Source organism: Leifsonia sp. SIMBA_070, from assembly GCF_046534635.1.
Taxonomy (GTDB): Bacteria; Actinomycetota; Actinomycetes; order Actinomycetales; family Microbacteriaceae; genus Leifsonia.
On record NZ_JAWRYK010000002.1, the window covers coordinates 433420 to 453046 of the forward strand.

Annotated in this window: 18 protein-coding genes; 9 read left to right on the top strand and 9 right to left on the bottom strand. The window is 70.4% G+C overall.

The features are described from left to right. Window positions 1–2 precede the first annotated feature (2 nt). Complete coding sequence (locus tag SB754_RS17900) at window positions 3–986, top strand: 1,4-dihydroxy-2-naphthoate polyprenyltransferase (protein WP_410783756.1); 984 nt, start codon at window positions 3–5, stop codon at window positions 984–986. On the opposite strand, the gene SB754_RS17905 is transcribed toward SB754_RS17900, so the two are convergent. Further along, window positions 974–1282, bottom strand: coding sequence for a DUF4229 domain-containing protein (locus SB754_RS17905; protein ID WP_410783757.1), 309 nt, complete (start codon window positions 1280–1282; stop codon window positions 974–976). The two genes, SB754_RS17900 and SB754_RS17905, sit on opposite strands and share 13 nt — an antisense overlap. Window positions 1283–1324: 42 nt before the next feature. Here SB754_RS17905 and SB754_RS17910 point away from each other — a divergent pair, with 42 nt between their 5' ends. The 3 genes from SB754_RS17910 to SB754_RS17920 all read left to right on the top strand — a co-directional run bounded on the left by SB754_RS17910 (window position 1325) and on the right by SB754_RS17920 (window position 4145). Further along, entirely contained in the window at window positions 1325–1681 is a 357-nt protein-coding gene (locus tag SB754_RS17910) for a PLD nuclease N-terminal domain-containing protein (RefSeq protein ID WP_410783758.1), read from the top strand. Then, window positions 1674–3482, top strand: coding sequence for a 2-succinyl-5-enolpyruvyl-6-hydroxy-3-cyclohexene-1-carboxylic-acid synthase (menD, locus tag SB754_RS17915; protein WP_410783967.1), 1809 nt, complete (start codon window positions 1674–1676; stop codon window positions 3480–3482). The genes SB754_RS17910 and menD overlap by 8 nt, the downstream gene beginning before the upstream one ends. 102 nt (window positions 3483–3584) lie before the next feature. Further along, window positions 3585–4145, top strand: coding sequence for an acyl-CoA thioesterase (locus tag SB754_RS17920; protein ID WP_410783968.1), 561 nt, complete (start codon window positions 3585–3587; stop codon window positions 4143–4145). Between the two features lie 18 nt (window positions 4146–4163). Here SB754_RS17920 and SB754_RS17925 read toward each other — a convergent pair whose 3' ends face one another. Continuing rightward, window positions 4164–5534 (bottom strand): FAD-binding oxidoreductase, encoded by a 1371-nt coding sequence (locus SB754_RS17925; RefSeq protein ID WP_410783759.1) that lies wholly within the window; start codon window positions 5532–5534, stop codon window positions 4164–4166. A 91-nt stretch (window positions 5535–5625) separates the two neighbouring features. On the opposite strand from SB754_RS17925, the gene SB754_RS17930 reads away from it, so the two are divergent. Then, entirely contained in the window at window positions 5626–6591 is a 966-nt protein-coding gene (locus tag SB754_RS17930) for a DNA-3-methyladenine glycosylase family protein (RefSeq protein ID WP_410783760.1), read from the top strand. On the opposite strand, the gene SB754_RS17935 is transcribed toward SB754_RS17930, so the two are convergent. Together SB754_RS17935 and SB754_RS17940 are read right to left on the bottom strand one after the other, a co-directional pair. After that, window positions 6588–7139: an SRPBCC domain-containing protein gene (locus tag SB754_RS17935; RefSeq protein WP_410783761.1), complete on the bottom strand. Its 552-nt coding sequence runs from the start codon at window positions 7137–7139 to the stop codon at window positions 6588–6590. The genes SB754_RS17930 and SB754_RS17935 overlap by 4 nt on opposite strands. An 85-nt stretch (window positions 7140–7224) precedes the next feature. Further along, window positions 7225–8814 carry a phytoene desaturase family protein gene (locus tag SB754_RS17940; RefSeq protein ID WP_410783762.1) on the bottom strand — a complete coding sequence of 530 codons (1590 nt, stop codon included), beginning with the start codon at window positions 8812–8814 and terminating at the stop codon, window positions 7225–7227. An 80-nt stretch (window positions 8815–8894) separates the two neighbouring features. Between SB754_RS17940 and SB754_RS17945 the strand changes: the two genes are divergently transcribed. Beyond that, on the top strand, window positions 8895–12551 hold the full coding sequence (locus tag SB754_RS17945; protein WP_410783763.1) for a proline dehydrogenase family protein: 3657 nt from the start codon (window positions 8895–8897) through the stop codon (window positions 12549–12551). Between the two features lie 10 nt (window positions 12552–12561). Then, entirely contained in the window at window positions 12562–13395 is an 834-nt protein-coding gene (locus tag SB754_RS17950) for an aldo/keto reductase (RefSeq protein ID WP_410783764.1), read from the top strand. A 48-nt stretch (window positions 13396–13443) separates the two neighbouring features. On the opposite strand, the gene SB754_RS17955 is transcribed toward SB754_RS17950, so the two are convergent. From SB754_RS17955 to SB754_RS17970, 4 genes are all read right to left on the bottom strand, one after another. Further along, entirely contained in the window at window positions 13444–14868 is a 1425-nt protein-coding gene (locus tag SB754_RS17955; protein WP_410783765.1) for a sensor histidine kinase, read from the bottom strand. After that, entirely contained in the window at window positions 14865–15596 is a 732-nt protein-coding gene (locus SB754_RS17960; RefSeq protein WP_410783766.1) for a response regulator transcription factor, read from the bottom strand. Before SB754_RS17960 ends, SB754_RS17955 begins: the two co-directional genes overlap by 4 nt. Window positions 15597–15684: 88 nt before the next feature. Next, the gene (locus SB754_RS17965) at window positions 15685–16110 is read right to left on the bottom strand and encodes an SRPBCC family protein (protein WP_410783767.1); all 426 of its coding nucleotides are present in this window, start codon (window positions 16108–16110) and stop codon (window positions 15685–15687) included. Between the two features lie 50 nt (window positions 16111–16160). Then, on the bottom strand, window positions 16161–16598 hold the full coding sequence (locus SB754_RS17970) for an Lrp/AsnC family transcriptional regulator (RefSeq protein ID WP_410783768.1): 438 nt from the start codon (window positions 16596–16598) through the stop codon (window positions 16161–16163). Window positions 16599–16758: 160 nt separating this feature from the next. Here SB754_RS17970 and SB754_RS17975 point away from each other — a divergent pair, with 160 nt between their 5' ends. Continuing rightward, window positions 16759–18246 (top strand): peptide MFS transporter, encoded by a 1488-nt coding sequence (locus tag SB754_RS17975; RefSeq protein WP_410783769.1) that lies wholly within the window; start codon window positions 16759–16761, stop codon window positions 18244–18246. Window positions 18247–18276: 30 nt separating this feature from the next. Here SB754_RS17975 and SB754_RS17980 read toward each other — a convergent pair whose 3' ends face one another. After that, window positions 18277–18996: an MBL fold metallo-hydrolase gene (locus SB754_RS17980; protein WP_410783770.1), complete on the bottom strand. Its 720-nt coding sequence runs from the start codon at window positions 18994–18996 to the stop codon at window positions 18277–18279. Between the two features lie 39 nt (window positions 18997–19035). Here SB754_RS17980 and SB754_RS17985 point away from each other — a divergent pair, with 39 nt between their 5' ends. Further along, the gene (locus tag SB754_RS17985; protein WP_410783771.1) at window positions 19036–19617 is read left to right on the top strand and encodes a TetR/AcrR family transcriptional regulator; all 582 of its coding nucleotides are present in this window, start codon (window positions 19036–19038) and stop codon (window positions 19615–19617) included. Window positions 19618–19627: the final 10 nt, after the last annotated feature.

The window sequence follows — 19627 nt, forward strand, 5'->3', positions numbered from 1 at the left end:
TGATGAGTCAGAACAAGCCACGCATGCAGCGCATGGTCCCGCCGACCGCCCGCGGGCCGCGCGGCGGCCGCAGCGGACGACCAGGCGCAGCCACCGCAGCGGCGAAGCCCGCCACCACCGCCGACTGGATCGCGGGAGCGCGTCTTCGCACCCTCCCGCTCGCGATCGCGCCTGTGCTCATCGGTGTGGGTGCCGCGAAGGTGGCGGAGGGCCCCGGGGTCTGGCATCCGGTACGGTCGCTGCTGTGCCTCGCCGTCGCGGTGCTGCTGCAGATCGGCGTCAACTACGCCAACGACTACTCCGACGGGGTGCGCGGCACGGACGAGTTCCGCGTGGGTCCGGGGCGGCTCACCGGTTCGGGCAAGGCCGCACCGCGGCGGGTGCTGACGGTGGCCCTCGTGTTCTTCGGGCTGGCGGCGGTTGCGGGCCTGATCCTCGTCATCCTCACCCAGCACTGGTGGGTTCTGCTCATCGGCGCCGCCGCCATCGCGGCCGCGTGGTTCTACACCGGCGGCAAGCGTCCGTACGGGTACTACGGCCTCGGCGAGGTCTTCGTCTTCGTCTTCTTCGGGCTCGTTGCGACGGTCGGCACGACCTTCATGCTCGCCGGGATCGCCAACCAGGAGGCCTGGTACGGCGGGGTCATCGCCGGCCTCATCGCCTGCGCGGTCCTCATGGTGAACAACATCCGCGACATCGAGCCCGACCGGCAGGCGCGGAAGCGGACCCTCGCCGTCCTCCTCGGCCGCATCGCATCACGGATCGTGTTCTGCGTGCTGCTGCTCGTGCCGTTCGCGATCCTCGCCGTGCTGGCGGTGTTCTATCCGTTCGCGTGGTTCGGGATGTTCGCGCTGCTGGCGGCTGTCCCGGCCTGCGTGATCACGCTGTTCGGACGCACGCCGCGGGAACTCATCACAGCGCTGCAGCTGACCAGCATCACCGGCCTGCTCGTCGGGATAGCCCTGGGTGTCGCCTACGCGTTCTGACCGCCGCCCTTACGGCTCTCGGCATCCTTCGCCGCAGCGCTGTCGACTGCACCGTCCTCCACGTCGTCATCCTCTGACCGCGCCGGGGTGTCGCGGTGCCGGACCGCGTACAGATCCGACGACACCGCATTCCGCGGACGGCTCAAGAAGATATACGAGAGGCACAGCCCGATGAGGGCGGCGGCGATGACCGACAGCCACCAGACGACGCCCAGGACGAGCAGGATCGCGAGCGGCACCGCGAACACCAGAAGGCGCAGCACGGAGTAGGTGATCCAAGAGGGAATCCGCTTCACCCTCCCAGCTTAGAGACCGTCTCTGAGAGTTACGATTGACCCATGGTTCGCCTCTGGATAGCCCTCGGCGTCGCAGCCGTGGTGTTCTACATCTATTCGGTGGCAGACTGCGCCCTGTTTGACCGTTCTCGAGTGCGCGGCCTTCCCAAGCCCGTGTGGCTGCTCATCATCATCCTGTTCCCTGTCATCGGTGGGATCCTCTGGTTCCTGATCGGTCGGGGACGCCGGAGATCCGACGTCGGACGACGGATCACCGCGCCGGATGACGACCCCGAATTCCTCGGCAAGCTCCGCATGGACCACGACCAGGAGGAACGCATCCGTCAGCTCGAGAAGGAGCTGGCCGACCTGGATGACAACCCTCCGGACAACGACCAGACCGGCCGCCGGGATGGGTGACCGCCCGCACGCGGGCGACGCCGCCGGGAGCGGCACAGGCACCAGCACCACCGCGCCGGCCGGCGCGCCCACCGGCAACCCGGCGACCGACTTCTCCCTGGCGCTGCTGACGGGACTCGTGCGTAACGGCATTCGGGACATCGTCGTCAGCCCGGGATCGCGCTCGCAGGCCCTCTCCCTCGTCGCGGCGGAGCTCGACCGCTCCGGCTCGGCACGCCTGCACGTCCGGATCGACGAACGGTCCGGCGGCTTCCTCGCCCTGGGCCTCGCCCGCGAGACCGGCGCACCCGCCGCCGTCATCACCACGAGCGGCACCGCGACCGCCAACCTCCACCCGGCGGTGCTCGAAGCGCACGAAGCGGGGATCCCGCTCATCGTGCTCACCGCCGATCGACCGGAGGAACTGCGCGGCATCCGCTCCAACCAGACGACGCAGCAGGACGGCCTCTACGCCGCCGCCGTCCGGTGGTCCGAGGACGTCGAAGCGCCGACGGGCGAGCCGGAGGAGGCCGACCGTGCCGAGGCCCTGGCGGCGGCCGCCGTGCGCGCCGCAGTCGGTGCGGACACAGCCGACCCCGGCCCTGTGCATCTGAACGTGGCGTTCCGGGAGCCGCTCTCGGTCGCGGTTCCCGCCCTCGCCGAACCGCTCACCGGGGAGTTGCCGTCGACCGCGGGTCCCGAGGCGCTGGGCCGCTCGACGGTCAGAGTGGAGGCCGGCCCGCGCACCGTCGTGGTCGCCGGAGCCGACGCAGGGCCGCGCTCCGAGGAGTTCGCCCGCGCGGGTGGCTTCCCGCTGCTCGCGGAGGTCTCCAGCGGCGCCCACTTCGGACCGAACCTCGTGGTCTCCTACCGTGAGCTACTGCGCGACGACGACTTCGGCGGCGCCGTCGAGCGGGCGATCGTGTTCGGCCATCCGACCCTCAGCAGAGAGGTTCCGGTCTTGCTCGCGCGGGAGGACGTCGAGGTCCTCGTCGTCGCACCGACCGGCGCGCAGGCCTACAATCCCGCCCACCGGGCCCGCATCGTCGGCGGCGTGCAGCCGGGTCCGGATGTCGACCTGCGCTCGCCGGAGGTCCGCGCCTGGGTCGGCCGGTGGGTGTTCGCGAGCCGACGGATCGCCGAGCAGGCGGAACGGGAGGCCGACCCCGCTGCGGCCGCACCGGACGTGGAGCTGGCCCGGTCGTTCCAGCCGTCGGATGCGCTCGCCTTCGCCCAGGCCGAGCTCGCCGCGGTCCGCGCGCCGATCACCCGCGCGCTTCTCGCCGAGGCAGTGTGGCGCTACACCTGGCCCCACGACCGGCTGGTGCTCGGCGCCTCCCGCCTCATCAGGGATGTGGACCGCATCGTCCCGGGCAAGAAGATCGCCGTCCACGCCAACCGGGGACTCGCGGGCATCGACGGCACCATCGCCACTGCAACCGGCATCGCCCTGGCCAGCCAGGCAGCTGCGCGGAACGAAGGGACGCCGAGCGGAGTCACCCGGGTGCTCCTCGGCGACCTGGCCCTGCTGCACGACGTCGGATCGCTGCTGTTCGGCACAGGGGAGACCCGCCCGCACCTCCAGGTCATCGTGGGGAACGACGGAGGCGGCACGATCTTCGACGGACTGGAGGTGGCCGGGACAGCTCCCACAGAGGCTTTCGACCGGGTGCTCTACACACCGCAGACGGTCGATCTGTCGTCACTGGCGACGGCGTACGGCTGGAGCCATGCAGTGGTCCGGACGAAAGGCGAGCTCGATCAGGCCCTGTCCGCGCCCCCCGCCGGCGTGAGCATCGTCGAGGTTCCGCTCGTCCGCTGAGTGGGCCGCTGCTACCCACCACACAACGGCTCGTCCGCCACACGGCCGACCTTTTGGCGGGACGGCACAACGAACCAGCGCTTTGGCCAGCGGATCACTACCATTGCCCGCGTGCACATGATCTTCCGGACGATGCTTCACGCGATCATCTCGCGCTTCGGGTCACGGCTCGGCCACTGGGATGTGGCGCGGACGCGTTTCCGCGTCCTGCCGACCGACCTCGACATCCTCAAGCACATGAACAACGGCGTCTATCTGTCCATCGCCGACATCGGGCGGTTCGACCTGCTGAAGCGCAACGGGGTCTGGGCGGTGTTCACGAGCCGCGGCTGGTACCCGGTGGTCGCGTCCGAGACGATCTCCTTCCGCAAGTCGCTGGAGCTCTGGCAGCCGTTCGTGGTGGAGTCGCGCATCCTCGGTTTCGACGAGAAGGCCGTGTACGTCGAACAGCGGTTCACGGTTGACGGAGAGATCTACACGCAGGCGTTCATCCGCGGGCGGTTCCTCAAGCGGTCGGGCGGCGTCGTGTCGATCGCCGAACTGCTGGAGGCCGTCGGACCGTCACCGAGCGATGCCGCCGTCCCCGAATGGCTCCTCGAGTGGGGCGGCGACGCCGCTCTCCCCTCCACTCGCGTGGAGGCACCCAGCGTCTGGAACGAGTGAAGCCGCTCCTGCTACCGCTCAGGCGGGGCCGAAGGCGAACATCCGGTCCGGGTCCCACTGCGTGCGGGTGGCCGTCAGGCGTTCCTGCACCGCGGACGGCCACACCTTCTCGAACGCCGCTCTGTCGGCCAGGTCTCCGGCGAAGTTGACGTTCGTGATCGCCGAGATGCGGTCCCGCAGCGCGTCGGCGATCGCCTGCGCCCGCGCCGGCGCCGCCTCGGCGAAGGTCGACGGATCTGCGGCGAGCAGCGACAGCGTGTACCCGCTGTCGCGACCGCCGACCGCCGAGCCGTCGTCGGTGTCGCGCGCGGTTGCTCCGCCGATCTGGCGCACTTCGACCGCCAGGAACGGCGCCCCCGAGCCGGGGCCGGCGAGCTCGAGGAGGACGTCTCCCGCGTCCTGATCGAACGTGTCGAGCATGAATCCGCGAATCCATGTCGGCCCGCCCTCTTCTGGGTCGTTATGGATGCTGGCGACCGCGGTCGCGGGCATCTCGGCCACGAAGTCGAGGTAGACGGGCGCCGCATCGCGGATCGGCGCGAACAGCTTCTCGCCCTCGGCCGTCTCGCCCGGGAAGGCGAAGCGCACGCTGAGGACCGTCCGGCCGCGGAGGGGCGGCGGCGGACCGTCGAGGTCCGGCACGCTGAGAAGTGCGATGGAGGTCGTCGCTTCGTCGGGCAGGTCGGCCGACCAGTCGATCCAGGCCCGCAGAGCCGGCTCGATCGCCCCTCCCTCGAAGAAGACGCTGCCGCCGTAGAGCGAGCGGAGAGCGACGAGCTCGAGCGTCATCTCGGTGACGATCGCCAGCCCGCCCTTTCCGCCGCGCAGGGCCCAGAAGAGGTCGGAATTGGTCTGGCGGTCGGCCGTGACGATGCGGCCGTCGGCGGTGACGACCCGGAAGCCGCGGACCCAGTCGGAGGTGAACCCGTAGTGGCGGGCGAGCGGGCCGATCCCGCCCCCGAGGCTGTAGCCGACGGCGCCGACGCTCGTGGAGGACCCTGTGACGGGGGCGAGCCCGTGCTCGGCCGCCGCCACGATCACCGGAGCCCATCGGAGGCCGGCGCCGATGTGCGCGCGGCGGGCTTCCGCGTCGATGGAGAGGCGGTCCAGCCCCCGCGTAGACACGATCATGCCCCCGACGATCGGAGCCTCGGCCCCATGACCCGTCGCCTGGACGCGGACGGGGAGGCCGGCCTCGCGGGCGAAACCCACCGCCTCCACCACATCTTCTTCTGAGGCGACGGCGACCACGATGTCCGGGTCGTGACGGATGGCGGGGTTGAAGCAGCTGATCTCCGCGGCGAGCCCCTCCTCGCCGCGGACGTAGACGGTACCGGTCACGGCGGCGCGCAAGCGCGCGACAGCGGACGTGTCGAGTTCGATTCCCATGGGCCAGAATCTAGGGGAGACCACCGACATGCGGGTAGCCCCCGGCGGTTCCGCCGCCGCGGCAGTCAGGGGCGTGACGTACCATTCCTGCATGTCCGTCGTCCTGCCCGCGCTGCCCGACTCGGGGTCGTCGAGCGCTCCGGACGCCGAGACGGTGTACCGGCCGAGCGGGCCGCTGGATCTGGCCGGGACGCTCGCGATGCTCGGCCGCGGACCGTACGATCCGACGACCGCGTGGGATCTGCGCGGGCTGTGGCGCACGTGGCGCACGCCCGCAGGAGTGGCGACTCTGCGCATCCATCGCCCGGAGCCGGACGGCGCGGTGGCCGCCGCCGCGTGGGGACCCGGCGCCGAGTGGGCGATCGCCGCCGTCCCCGGTCTGCTCGGCCGGGACGACGACTGGTCGGGGCTCGACGTCAGCGGCCATGCCCTGCTGCGCGACAGTCTGCGCCGCAACCCCGGGCTCCGACTTGCGCGTACCGGGCGGATGCTGGAGGCGCTGCTGCCCGCGATCATCGAGCAGCGGGTGACGAGTCTCGAGGCGTACCGCTCCTGGGCGCGGCTGCTCCGCTGGTATGGCGAACCCGCCCCCGGGCCCGCCCCCGAGGGGATGCGGGTGGTGCCGACCCTGGAGCAGTGGCGCGGCATCCCCTCGTGGGAATGGCACCGAGCGGGAGTCGACCCACGACGCGCGCGAGCGGTCCAGTCCGTCCTCGCGGTGGCGACGTCGCTCGAACGAGCGGTGGAGGGTGCCGAGACCCCGGCAGCGGCCGAGACCGCGCTCCAGACCATCTCCGGGGTCGGGGCGTGGACCGCGGCCGAGACGCTCCAGCGATCGCACGGCCATCCGGATCTGGTCAGCGTCGGCGACTACCATCTGGCGCACCAGGTGGGCGAGGCGCTGATCGGCCGCCGCGTCGACGACGACGGCATGCTCGAACTGCTCGAACCGTGGAGAGGCCACCGTCAGCGGGTGGTGCGGCTGATCTTCGCGAGCGGCTTCCGCTTCCAGCGCCGCGGGCCCCGCATGTCACTGCAGGACCATCGCTGGCACTAGCCGCGCGTTCCCAGCCGGGCGGCGGCGGCGTCCGAGCGCAAATCCCGGTCGAGCTCGCGGCACAGGGTCCGGTAGTGCTCCGTCATCACGGGACCGTAGCTGCTCCACTCCGGCTCGGGCTTGTGGTCGTGCGCGGCGACGAGACGGTCCAGGTAGTAGTCCCAGCGCGGTCCGGCGTCGGCCTCGTCGACCACGGACCGCAGCCTCCGCCCGACGGTCACGGCCGTGCGTCCGCTCGCTTCGGTGAGGTGGACGAACATCCGGTGGGAGTCTCCGGCCGCTCCGATGTCGGCGTGGAGGCGGCGCGGCGCGGTGCACTCCAGCACCGCGACGTCCTGCCAGTCGCTGCCGTCGCCGTCCGCGGTCATCCGCAGTTTGACCGCGCCGGTGGCGCCGGAACCGGAGTACTCGCCGAGCCAGGACGCGAGTCGCGGCGATCGGCTGAAGTAGGTCCACACCTCCTCTATGGGGGCGCGGAACATCCGGTCGAGAACGAGGTAGACCCCGTCGTCCTTGCGGACCAATCGTCCTGTCGGCTGCGGCATCATAGTGACCTCCGTCGGCTCAGCCTCTGGTGATCCTCACCTTAGTCACGCCGTCCCCGAATCGGCAGAGGGGTGCGTTCGAGTGCTCTCAGCCTTCGAGGACGGCCATCGCAGCGTTGTGCCCGCCCAGGCCGCTGACAGCTCCTCCTCGGCGGGCCCCCGAACCGCACAGCAGGATCCGCGGGTGCCGGGTGGCCACGCCCCAGCGCTCCGCGGGAGTGGCGAGCGCATCGTCGTCTTCGGCGAACGGCCACGACAGCGGACCGTGGAAGATGTTGCCGCCCGGCATGTTGAGGGCCCGCTCCAGGTCGCGCGTCGTCTTGGTCTCGATGCACGGCCGGCCGTCGGCATCCTTCAGCAGCAGGTCCTCCACAGGCTCGGCGAGCACCGAGTTCAGGGAGGCGAGGACCGCATCCTGCAATCGCTGGCGGGTCGCGTCGTTGTTCTCGTCGGTGAGCCAGCGGTCCGGAGTGTGGAGGCCGAAGACGGTGATGGTCTGGGCTCCGGTCGCGGCGAGGTCCGGGTCGAGGATGCTCGGGTCGGCGAGGGTGTGGCAGTAGATCTCGCAGGGGAGGAGTTCCGGCATCACGCCGCGCGTCATGCCCGCGTACGCTTCCTCCAGCTGCGTGTAGGTCTCGTTGATGTGGAACGTCCCGCCGAAGGCGGCCGCGGGATCGATGGCCTCGTCGCGGAGGCGCGGGAGGCGTTCGAGGAGCAGGTTGACCTTCACCTGCGCGCCCTCGGCCCGCTCGCGCTGCGGCTCGGGGTCCTCGCCCAGCAGGCGGTCGAGCACGTCGGGCGCGACGTTCGCGAGCACGGTCGCGCCCTCCACCCGCCGCTCATGGCCGTTGCGGACGTACTCCACCGTCCCGTCCTGGTCGATGCGCGTGACCTCGGCGCCGGTCACAATGCGCGCACCGGCCTCGCGGGCGACGCGGGCAAGCTCGCCGGTGACCGCGCCCATGCCGCCGACCGGGACGTCCCATTCGCCCGTGCCCTGGCCGATCACGTGATAGAGGAAGCAGCGGTTCTGGGCCAGCCCGGGGTCGGAGAGGCCGGCGAAGGTCCCGATGAGGGCGTCGGTGGCGACGACACCACGCACGAGGTCGCTCTGCAGGCGGGACTCGATGAACTCGCCGATGGGCCGTTCGATCAGCGACTCCCACAGGTCGTCGTCGCCGACCAGCGCCTTCGCCTCGGAGCGGGTGAGCAGCGGCTCGGTCACCGTCGGCCAGAGCGCTCGCGCCAGCTCTCCCGTGCTGCGGTACACCGAGTCGAAGCCTGCGGCGTCGTCGGCCGCGCCGATCCGGGAGAAGGAGGCAGCGGTCGCCGCCGCGTCGGTGTTGTCGATCAGGAGGCCGGCGCCGGCCGGATCGCCGGGCACGGGCGTGTAGGAGGAGTAGCGACGGCGGACCAGCCGGATGTCGAGACCGAGTTCGTCGATGATGCGGTGGGGGAGCAGGCTGACGAGGTACGAGTAGCGGGAGAGCCGCGCCTCCACACCCGGGAACGCCTGAGCGCTGACGGCAGCGCCGCCCACGTCCTCCAGCCGCTCCAGCAGGATGACGGACTTGCCCGCGCGAGCGAGGTAGGCCGCCGCCGTGAGGCCGTTGTGGCCTCCGCCGACGATGACGATGTCGTGGGTCGCGCCTGGGGAGGTGGTGGAGCGGTCGTTCATGGATCGACTCTAGCGGCGAGTTATCCACATCTTCCGCTCGCTTCCGGGGCCGCTCGGCAACGGGTAATAGTGTCGTCAGCATGGTCGATGCAACGGATGGCGCCGAGACGCGCCCGGCGGCGATCGCTCACGAGGCGGTCCAGCTGGCGCAGCGTTGGCTCGCCGAGAGCGCAGAGAGAGCCGACGGCTCCCCGGAACGGCGGGATCCCGCCGCTGAGCGCCTGGCGGGCGTGCTCACCGACGCCGACGGGCTGGAGTTCGCGGTCGGGTTCGTCGACGGTGTTGCGCGCCCGCAGGACCTCTTCGTAGCCGGGTACAACCTCCAGCGAGTCGCCAAGCGCATCCCCGGATTCCTGCCGTGGTACCAGCGGCTCGCGATCCGGCTCGGCGGCGTCTTCGGTCCGGTGCTGCCGTGGGTCGTCATCCCGCTCGCGCGCCGGGTGCTGCGCCGCATGGTCGGCCACCTGGTGGTCGATGCGACGCCCGAGAAGCTCGGACCGGCGATCGCGAAGCTGCGCGAGCCGGGCGACTCGTGGGGCCATGGTGCGCGCCTCAACCTCAATCTGCTGGGGGAGGCGGTTCTGGGCGAGAAGGAGGCCCTCCGCCGGTTCGAGGGCACGCGGACACTGCTGGCCCGAGACGACGTCGACTACGTGTCGATCAAGGTGTCGTCGATCGCGTCTCAGCTGTCGATGTGGGCCTTCGACGAGACGGTCGATCGTGTCGTCGAGCGGCTGACCCCGTTGTACGAGCTGGCGACGGCCTCCCCGACGCCCAAGTTCATCAACCTCGACATGGAGGAGTACCGCGACCTCGACCTGACGATGGCCGTCTTCATGCGCATCCTGAGCCGCGACGAGTTCCTCGGGCTCGAGGCCGGGATCGTGCTGCAGGCGTACCTCCCGGACGCACTCGACGCTCTGCAGACGCTGACGGAGTGGGCGACGCAGCGACGCATCCAGGGCGGAGCGCCGATCAAGGTACGCGTCGTGAAGGGCGCCAACCTGGCGATGGAGCGGGTGGACGCCGAGATCCACGACTGGCCGCTCGCCACCTACGGCAGCAAGCAGTCGACCGACGCCAACTACAAGCGGGTGCTCGACTGGGCGCTGACGCCCGAGCACGCCGACGCGGTCAAGATCGGTGTCGCCGGTCACAACCTCTTCGACATCGCCTACGCCTGGCTGCTCGCGTCGCGCCGAGGCGTCACCGACCGCATCGACTTCGAGATGCTGCTCGGGATGGCGACCGCCCAGGCGGAGGCCGTGACCCGGACGGTCGGCCGGCTCGTCCTGTACACACCCGTCGTCGATCCGCGCGAGTTCGACGTCGCGATCTCGTACCTGATCCGTCGGCTGGAGGAGAACGCGAGCCAGGAGAACTTCATGTCGGCGGTCTTCCGGCTCGGTACCGACTCCGCCCTCTTCGAGCGGGAGAAGCAGCGGTTCCTCTCCTCCGTGGCCGAGCTCGAGGGCGACTCCGGTCCGCGCGGCGCGGCTCCGCTGCCGAACCGCGTGCAGGACCGCACCCGCGAATGGGAGGAGGCGACGGTCCCCTCGTTCACCAGGCCGCCGGTGACCGAGACCGCCGCCCCCGACGACCAAGGTCTGACCAGCGTGGTGCTCGGGCTGACGCGAGGATCGGGCGGGATGGAGCTCCAGCCGCCGCCACCTTCTCCGGCGGCCCCTTCTCCCGAGGGTTTCCACAACGCGCCGGACACCGACCCGTCGCTGGCGGCGAACAGGGCGTGGGGGAGCCGGATCCTGGCCCGGGCAACATCGACCGACACGGGCGCCGACACCATCGCGGCAGCGGTCGTCACCGAACCGGAGCGCCTGGACCGCATCATGGCGATGGTCGCCGACGCCGGCGCCGGCTGGGGTCGGCGGACCGGGCAGGAGCGGGCGGCGCTGCTCGACCGGGCCGGACACGCCCTGGAAGCCAACCGCGACCGGCTCATCGAGGTGATGGCGTCCGAGACCGGCAAGACGATCGCGGAGGCCGACCCGGAAGTGAGCGAGGCCGTCGACTTCGCGCACTACTACGCCACGCAGGCGCGCGAACTGGACCGGGTGCAAGGCGCTCGCTTCATCCCTTCCCGGCTCACCGTGGTGGCGCCGCCCTGGAACTTCCCGGTCGCCATTCCGGCCGGGTCGGTCCTCGCGGCGCTCGCCGCGGGAAGCGGGGTCATCATCAAGCCGGCACCCCAGGCCCGCCGGGCTGCAGCCGTCATGGTGGAGGCGCTCTGGGAGGCCGGGGTCCCACGGGAGCTGCTGGCACTGGTCGACGTCGCTGAGAACGACCTGGGGCGGCAGCTGATCTCGGATCCGCGCGTGGACCGTGTCATCCTCACCGGGGCCTACGAGACAGCGCGGCTGTTCCGCTCGTGGCGTCCCGACCTCCCGATGCTGGCAGAGACCAGTGGAAAGAACGCCATCATCGTCACGCCGAGTGCCGACTACGACCTCGCCGTCGCCGACATCGTCAAGAGCGCGTTCGGCCACGCCGGACAGAAGTGCTCGGCGGCCAGTCTCGTGATCCTGGTCGGGTCGGTGGCGACGTCCGAGAGGTTCCGCAGTCAGCTGGTCGATGCGACCACCAGCATGCGCGTCGGCTATCCGCAGGATCCGGTCAGCCAGATGGGTCCGCTCATCGAGCCGGCCTCGGGCAAGCTGCTCCACGCGCTGACGACTCTGGGCGCTGGGGAGGAGTGGCTCGTCGAGCCCCGACCGCTCGATGGGACGGGGCGGCTCTGGTCGCCCGGAATCCGGACGGGCGTGCAGCCCGGCTCCTACTTCCACCTCACCGAGTTCTTCGGACCGGTGCTCGGGGTGATGACGGCACGCAACCTCGACGAGGCGATCCTGTACCAGAACGCGGTGGAGTACGGACTGACGGCCGGGCTCCACTCCCTCGACGCGGACGAGCTCGCCCACTGGCTCGACGACGTGGAGGCCGGCAACCTGTACGTCAACCGGGGCATCACCGGAGCGATCGTCCGGCGGCAGCCGTTCGGCGGCTGGAAGCGGTCCTCGGTCGGCGCCGGTGCCAAGGCGGGAGGTCCGAACTACCTTCTGGGGCTCGGGACCTGGGTCCCAGAAGCGGGGCATTCGAGTTCGAGCCTCCACCTCCGCGGCCTCGAGCCGCGCGTGTCCGACCTGATCGAGTCCGGGCAGGCGTCGATGGACTATCCGTCGTTCGACCTGGTCCGCCGCTCCGCTCTGAGCGACGCGATCGCCGTGGCGACCGAGTACCACCGCGTGAAGGACGTGTCCGGACTGGGCGTCGAGCGCAATCTGTTCCGCTACCGGCCCGTTCCCGTCGCCATCCGGCTGTCCGAGGGAAGCTCGCTCCCCGAGCTGCTGCGCGTCCTGGCGGCCGGCACGGTCGCACGCTCGGAGTTCACGGTCAGCACACCCGCAGCACTGCCGAAGCGGATGCTCGCTCTGCTGCGCGAACGCGAGGTCGAGGTGGTCGTCGAGTCCGACGCGCACTGGCTGTCGCGCGTGCGCGGCCGGAGGATCGCCGCGCACCGGATCCGGCTGATCGGGGGAGACCCGGCGGGGCTCGCCGCGGCCCTCGGCGGCAGTCCGGACGTCGCCGTCTACAACGGCCCGGTCACCCCGTCCGGCCGGATCGAGGTGCTGACGTTCCTCCACGAGCAGGCGATCTCGATCACCAACCACCGGTTCGGCAACCCGACCACGCTGTCCGACGGTGTCCTCCCGCACACGTAATGTGGACGACATGACGACCACGGTTCCCTCCCTCTCCCTCGCGGGCGGCGGCAGCATCCCGCAGCTCGGCCTCGGCACCTGGCCCCTCGACGACGACGAGGTGGAACAGGCCGTCGTGGCCGCGGCCGGCATCGGCTACCGCCACGTCGACACGGCGGTCAAGTACGGCAACGAAGTGGGCGTCGGGCGGGGCCTCGCCGCGAGCGGCGTTCCGCGGGAGGAGTGGTTCGTCACCACCAAGCTCGACGGCGTCTACCAGGGCGACGACAAGGCGGTCGCGGGCCTCGACGCGAGCCTGCAGCGGCTCGGACTCGACTACGTGGACCTCCTCCTCATCCACTGGCCGCTTCCGCAGCGCGGCCAGTACGTCTCCACCTGGAAGACCTTCATCCGCCTGCGCGACGCGGGGAAGGCCCGCGCGATCGGCGTCTCCAACTTCAAACCCGCCCACATCGACACGCTGATCGCAGAGACGGGCGTCGTTCCGGCCGTCAATCAGATCCAGCTCAGCCCGGCCATCCCCCGCCGCGAGCAGCGCGCTTACGGCGCCGAGCACGACATCGTCACCGAGTCGTGGAGCCCGATCGGTGGGACCGGCGACCTCCTGGCCGATCCGGTGCTCGCCCGACTCGCCGGCAAGCATAGCCGCACCGCCAGCCAGATCGTGCTGCGCTGGCACGTGCAGAACGGCCTGGTCGCCATCCCGAAATCGCGCAACCCGGAGCGCATGGCCGAGAACCTCGCGGTGTTCGACTTCGAACTCGACGCGGACGACCTGGCCGCACTCGACACTCTCGACGGGGGCCCCGACGCGGGAGTGGACTCCGACAGCACGGGACACTGAGCAGCGGCGCACCGGCCGCAGGCGGCCCCCCAGGGAGAGCAGGCCCGCTCAGTCCCTCCGGATCGGCAGCGTCACGGTCACCGTCAGTCCTGACGGCTGAGCGTTCCGCAGCAGCACCCGCCCGCCGGCGGCGTCCGCCAACGCGCCGACGATGGCCAGCCCCAGGCCGCCGCCCGACTGGCCGGTGCGCGACCCGTCCGCGCGGGTGAAGCGGTCGAGGGCCACCGGGATGAACTCCTCCGGCATTCCCGGCCCGGAGTCGCGCACCGTGAGGGCGACCACTTCAGCGCCCTGCCCGTCCTCCACCAGAGCGAGGGAGGCCGTGACGGTCGCCTCCGGATGTTCGCTTCCGGCCGAGCGGATCGCGGTGATCGCATTCCCCAGCAGGTTGTCGAGGATGCGGCCGAAGTCCGTCGGCGAGAGCGCCACCCGCGCGCCTGCGTCAGGGCGGCGGCGGGGGTCGTACTCGAAGTCGACGGAGATCCCGGACGCATCGTCGTCGCTGCTCACCAGCAGACGTGCGCGGTCGATCGCGTCGGTGAGCTCGTCCACGAGGGTCCGCCAGTCGATCCGCCCGCTCGACGGACCCGCCTCGATGCGCGAGAGCTCCAGCAGGTTGTTGGCGAGCTGCGCCAGCCGGATGGCGGTGGTGTGGGAGGAGCGGACGTCGTGCAGGAGGGCCTCAGGGTCGCCCGCATCCAGCTCCGCCAGCTCCAGCTGCCCGCGCAGCACCGCGAGGGGCGTCCGGAGCTCGTGGCTGGCATCCGAGACCATCTGCCGCTCCCGGTCCGCGGACGCGCGCAGGCGCAGGATCAGGTCGTTGAGTGTCGTCGCCAATTCCGACAGTTCGTCCTGCGCCGGTCCCACCGGCAGCAGTCCCGCTTCGTCGGGTGTCGACCCGGCGATCCTGTCGGCCTGTTCCCGCATCCGGCTCACCGGCCGCAGGGCGGTGCGCGTCAGCAGCCACGACGCCCCGCCGAACGCGAAGATCAGCACACCCGCCCCGGCGAGCAGTGCCGCGGTCAGGCGATCCAGAAGCAGGTCGGTGGTCTCGGTGTTGCGGGCAGCCACCACATGCATCACGCCCTCGGACGTGGTGACGCTGCGGCTCAGCACCAGATAGTGCGCTCCGCGGGCTTCGACGTCGCGCGGTTGGTCGCTGTCGTCGACCAAGGACCGGATCCGGTCCTCCAGCGAGTCCGGCATCGTGGAGGCGAGGATGCTGCGGTCGGCGGCGACGATGGCCAGCTCTTGGCCGCCTCCCGGCAGGTCGAACGGACCATGCGGATGGGGTGGCAGCGCCTCGGCGGGCGCGGAGATGTCGTTGTTGAGCAGGGTGAGGGTGGCGTTGTGCAGGATCGACGAGACGCCGATCCGGATGACCACGACGGCGAGCAGTGCGAACAGGGCGGCGACGGCGAGACTGCCGATCGTGATCCGCGCCGTGATCGACAGGCGCCGCAGCCGGTTCACGGGGCCGATGCGGAGTCGTGGGCGTCGGCGCCCGCGGTTCGTTTGACGTCGGCGGCGTTGCGGGCGTCGAGGCGGTAGCCGCGTCCGCGTTCGGTCACGATCGAGAGGCCGGCCTCTGCACCGTCCAGCTTCTTGCGCAGATACGACACGTACTGGTCGATCACGTTCGTGCCGATGTTCTCGGTGGTGCCCCAGACCGATTCGAGGATGTCGGCCCGCGACAGCGTCTTGTCCGGGTTGGTGGCGAACAGGCGCAGGAGGGTGAACTCCCGTCGGCTCAGCGGCATCTCGTGACCGGCGACCAGCGCCTGGTGCTCGTGGGAGTCGATGGTCAGGCGCCCGACGCTGACCTGCGGCCGCATTCCGGTCGGCTCGCGGCGCAGGAGGGCGCGCACGCGGGCGGCGAGCTCCGCGAAGGCGAACGGCTTCGTCAGGTAGTCGTCGGCGCCCGAGTCCAAGCCGTGGACGCGGTCCTCGATGGCGTCGCGCGCGGTCAGCAGAAGAATCGGCATCGGGTTCGCCGCTTCCCGGATGTGCCGGCAGAGCTCGAAGCCGCTCATCCCGGGCAGCATGACGTCGATCGCGGCGGCGGAGAACGCATCGCTGCGGAGGGCGATCAGCGCGTCGACTCCGTTGGTCACCAGGGTGACCTCGTACCCCTCGGCCGCGAGGCCGCGCTGAACGAGGCCCCCCATGTCCGGATCGTCTTCGACAACGAGCAGCTTCATGCGCCCATCGTGCCACTGTTCGCCGTGTCGGCGCTCGGATCGCCGCCCGGCTGACCCTACGGGCGCTGAACGTTCTCGCAGGAGGCGCTCAGCCTCCCTCGACCACGCCCTTCAGGCTCTGCAGCACCATGCCCCAGTTGTCGCGCATCCGCTGAGCCTCCTGCTCGTCGGCGCAGCCGTCCTGGGTGATGGTGACGACGGTGCCCTCGCCGTCGTCGGCGAGGAGGTACGACACCGTCTGGTAGCTGGCGGGCTCGTCCGGTTTGCCGCTGAGAGGGCTGTAGTAGCTGGTGACCAGGCGGTCCCCTGGCTCGATCTCGAGGATGACGCCCTTGTCCTCGTAGGGCTTCCCCTCCCATTCGCCGCGGTAGAGGATCGTTCCGCCCTGCTGCCAGTCCGACTCGACGCGAGTCCCGAACAGGTAGCGCGCGATGGTGTCGGGGTCGGTCAGCGCCTGCCAGAGGCGGTCACGGGAGGCGTCGACGTGGATGTCGGCTCGTGCTGTGATGCTCATGCCGTCAGTCTCATCCCTGTCGGCCCCGGCGTCTTGAAGATTCGCGACGCTCAGCCGTTTCCGCGATTGATGAGCCGGGAGAGCACGATCGCGCTCCGGGTGTGGTCGACGTTGGGCGCCAGCCGCACCTTCTCGAGGGCGGCCTCGAGGCTCGGGATGTCGCGCGAGCGGATGCGGACGATCGCGTCAGCGCTGCCGGTCACCGTTCCGGCGTCCACCACCTCCGGTACGGCCGAGAGGATGCGCAACAGCTCCTCCGGCGAGACTGTGCCACGGCAGAACAGTTCCACGTAGGCCTCGGTGCTCATCCCGTCGATGGCCGGGTCGACCTGGATGGTGAACCCGCGGATCACCCCATCGGAGACGAGCCGGTCCACCCGGCGCTTCACGGCGGAGGCCGACAGGCCCACCACCGAGCCGATGTCGCCGTAGCCGGCCCGCGCGTTCTGCCGCAGGAGGTCGAGGATGCTGCGATCGAGGTTGTCCACGGGCCGAGTGTATGGCGAATCGTTGCGTCGCCGTTAGAGAAGCGGTCATTTCGTGCGCTTTCGCGCAACGTCACGGCGTGTCGATGCCGGCCGCCGGCGGATCGGGAAGCTTCGAAAAGCCATCGATCAGGCGTTTCCGCGGGCCGCCGACGGTGGGAGCATGGGCGCCATGAGCGAAACGGACACCGCGCCGTCGCGCCGCGACGATGCGGACAGCAGCCACGGTTTCTTCGGGCAGCCGCGCTCGCTCGCCAACATCTTCGGCGTGGAGATGTGGGAGCGGTTCTCCTTCTACGGCATGCAGGGCATCCTGCTCATCTACCTGTACTACTCGGCTGCGCGCGGCGGTCTCGGAATCGACCAGCCCACTGCGGCGGGAGTGGTCGGTGCCTACGGGGGCGCGGTCTACCTGGCGACGATCCTCGGCGCGTGGCTCGCCGACCGGGTGTTCGGCTCCGAGCGGGTGCTGTTCTGGAGCGCCGTCGTCATCATGGCCGGCCACATCTCGCTCGCGTTGATCCCCGGTGTCGCGGGAGTCCTCGTCGGCCTGCTTCTCGTCGCGCTCGGCAGTGGAGGGCTCAAGGCCAACGCGACCCGCATCGTCGGGACCCTGTACGAGCCGAAGGACCCGCGGCGCGACGCGGGCTTCTCGCTCTTCTACCTCGGCATCAACCTGGGCGCATTCTTCGGGCCGCTGCTGACCGGCCTCCTCCAGACGACGCTCGGGTTCCACTGGGGCTTCGCGCTCGCCGCCGTCGGGATGGCGATCGGCCTCATCCAGTACTCGATCGGTCGCAAGCGCCTGCCCGACGAGGCGCGACACGTGCCGCATCCCCTGGAGCGCTCCCGCTACCCGCTGGTGATCGGGATCGGCGTCGCCGCCGTCGTCGTGGTCGTCGTGCTCGTGCTGACGCACGTGATCAACGCCATCAACCTCGCCCTGTGGGTCATCGGCATCACGATCGTGGCGGCTATCGCGTACTTCGTGGTCATCCTGTCGTCCCGGCTGCTGAACGGCGACGAGCGCAGCCGGCTCTACGCGTTCATTCCGCTGTTCATCACGAACGCCGCCTTCTGGTCCCTGTACCAGCAGCAGTTCACGGTCATCACGATCTACTCGGACGAGCGCCTGAACCGCGACCTGTTCGGCTGGGAGTTCCCGGTCTCCTGGGTGCAGTCGATCAACCCGATCTTCGTCATCATCCTCTCCGGGGTGTTCGCGGCGATCTGGACGAAGTGGGGTGCCAAGCAGCCCTCCACGCCGATAAAGTTCGCGGCCGGAACCGTGGTGATGGGCCTCGCGTTCTTCCTCTTCCTGTTCTGGGCGGGAGGCGGCAAGAACAGCACGCCGCTGCTGGCGATCGTGGGCATCCTCCTCGTGTTCACCATCGCCGAACTGCTGATCTCGCCGGTCGGGCTCTCGGCGTCGACGAAGCTGGCGCCGCGTTCGTTCCAGGCGCAGATGGTGGCGCTGTACTTCCTGTCCGTCGCGCTGGGCACGGCGATGGCCGGTCAGCTCGCGAAGCTGTACTCGCCGCAGACGGAGGGCATCTATTTCAGCATCATCGGCGGGGTCGCGGTGGTCATCGGCATCCTGCTGGCCGTGATCAGCCCGTGGGTGCTCCGGATGATGCGGGGAGTCCGCTGACGCCCGTGCCGACGGGTGGGCGGCTGGCGCTCAGCGCTGCTTCTCGGCTCCGCGGTAGGCGGCGATCAGGGCGGGCGCCCCCTGCGTCCACACCGGTCCGTGGCCCGGGATCACGTAGTCGACGTCGAGGGCGGCGAGCTTCTCGAGGGAGGCGGAGGACCCGGCCTGATCGTCGGTGAAGGGCGCGGGTTGCGGCCCGGTCTCGCCGGTCAGCACGCTCCGCGTCGTCAGCTCGTCTCCGACGAACACGGCGCGGACGGCCGGCACGTGGATGGCGACACTGCCGGGCGAGTGGCCGGGCATCCCGATGATCACCGGTGCGCCGGGCAGGGGGAGGACGTCGCCGTCGTTCACAGGAACCACCTCCTTCACCGCGGGCATCTTCACGCCGCCCTTCCGTATCGCGTACGCGAAGAAGCCGATGACCGGGCCCAGCCGACGGCGGTCCTTCGGCGGCGACGGCGGCTTCTCGCCCTGGGCGCGCGCGGCGTCGGCCGCGCCCACGTACACCGGGATGCCGAGCTCCGAACGGAGCCGCTCCGCGAAGCCGGTGTGATCGCTGTCGCCGTGAGTGAGCACGATGCCCTTCACATCGGACAGCGGGCGCCCGAGGGCGTCGAGCTCCCGTTTCAGGTCGGCGTAGTGCCCCGGCAGCCCGGTGTCGATGAGCGTCATCCCGTCATCGGTGACGATGAGATGGACGGCGATGATGTCGTTGCCGATGCGGCGGAGGCCGGGCGCGAGTTCCATGATGGCTATGATAGTTAGCTATGACGAGGAGATGCAAGCATGCCGACGCCTGAGAAGACCTCGCGCACCGCGATCGTCGCCGCGGGTCGCGTACTCATCGAGAGCGGAGGCCTCGACGGGCTCACCATGCAGGCGGTCGCCGAGCGGGTCGGGGTGCGCGCACCATCCCTGTACAAGCGCGTGCGGGATCGCCGTGAACTGCTCGCGCTGGTCGTCTCGGCGACCCTGGAGGACCTGACCGGCCGGCTCGAGGACACCGGCGACGAGGCCGATCCCACTCGCCGTCTCATCGCCCAGGCGGATGCGCTGCGCGGGTTCGCGCACGAGCATCCCGTCGGCTTCGGTCTGGTGTTCGCGAGCCACGGCTCGCCGCGGCCGGAGCAGGATGCCGTGGTGCGGAGCGCGACGCCACTCCTCGAGGCCGTCGCGGCGCTGACCGGGCCGGAGGATGCTCTGGAGGGCGCGCGTCTCGTCACCGCGTGGGCGAACGGCTTCATCACCATGGAGCTCGGCGGGCTGTTCGGGCTCGGCGGGGACGTCGACCGCGCGTGGCGCTGGGGGCTCGACCGGATCGTGGCCTCGCTTACCCAGTCGGACGGGTCAGGCCCGAACAACCGCTGACATACTGGGC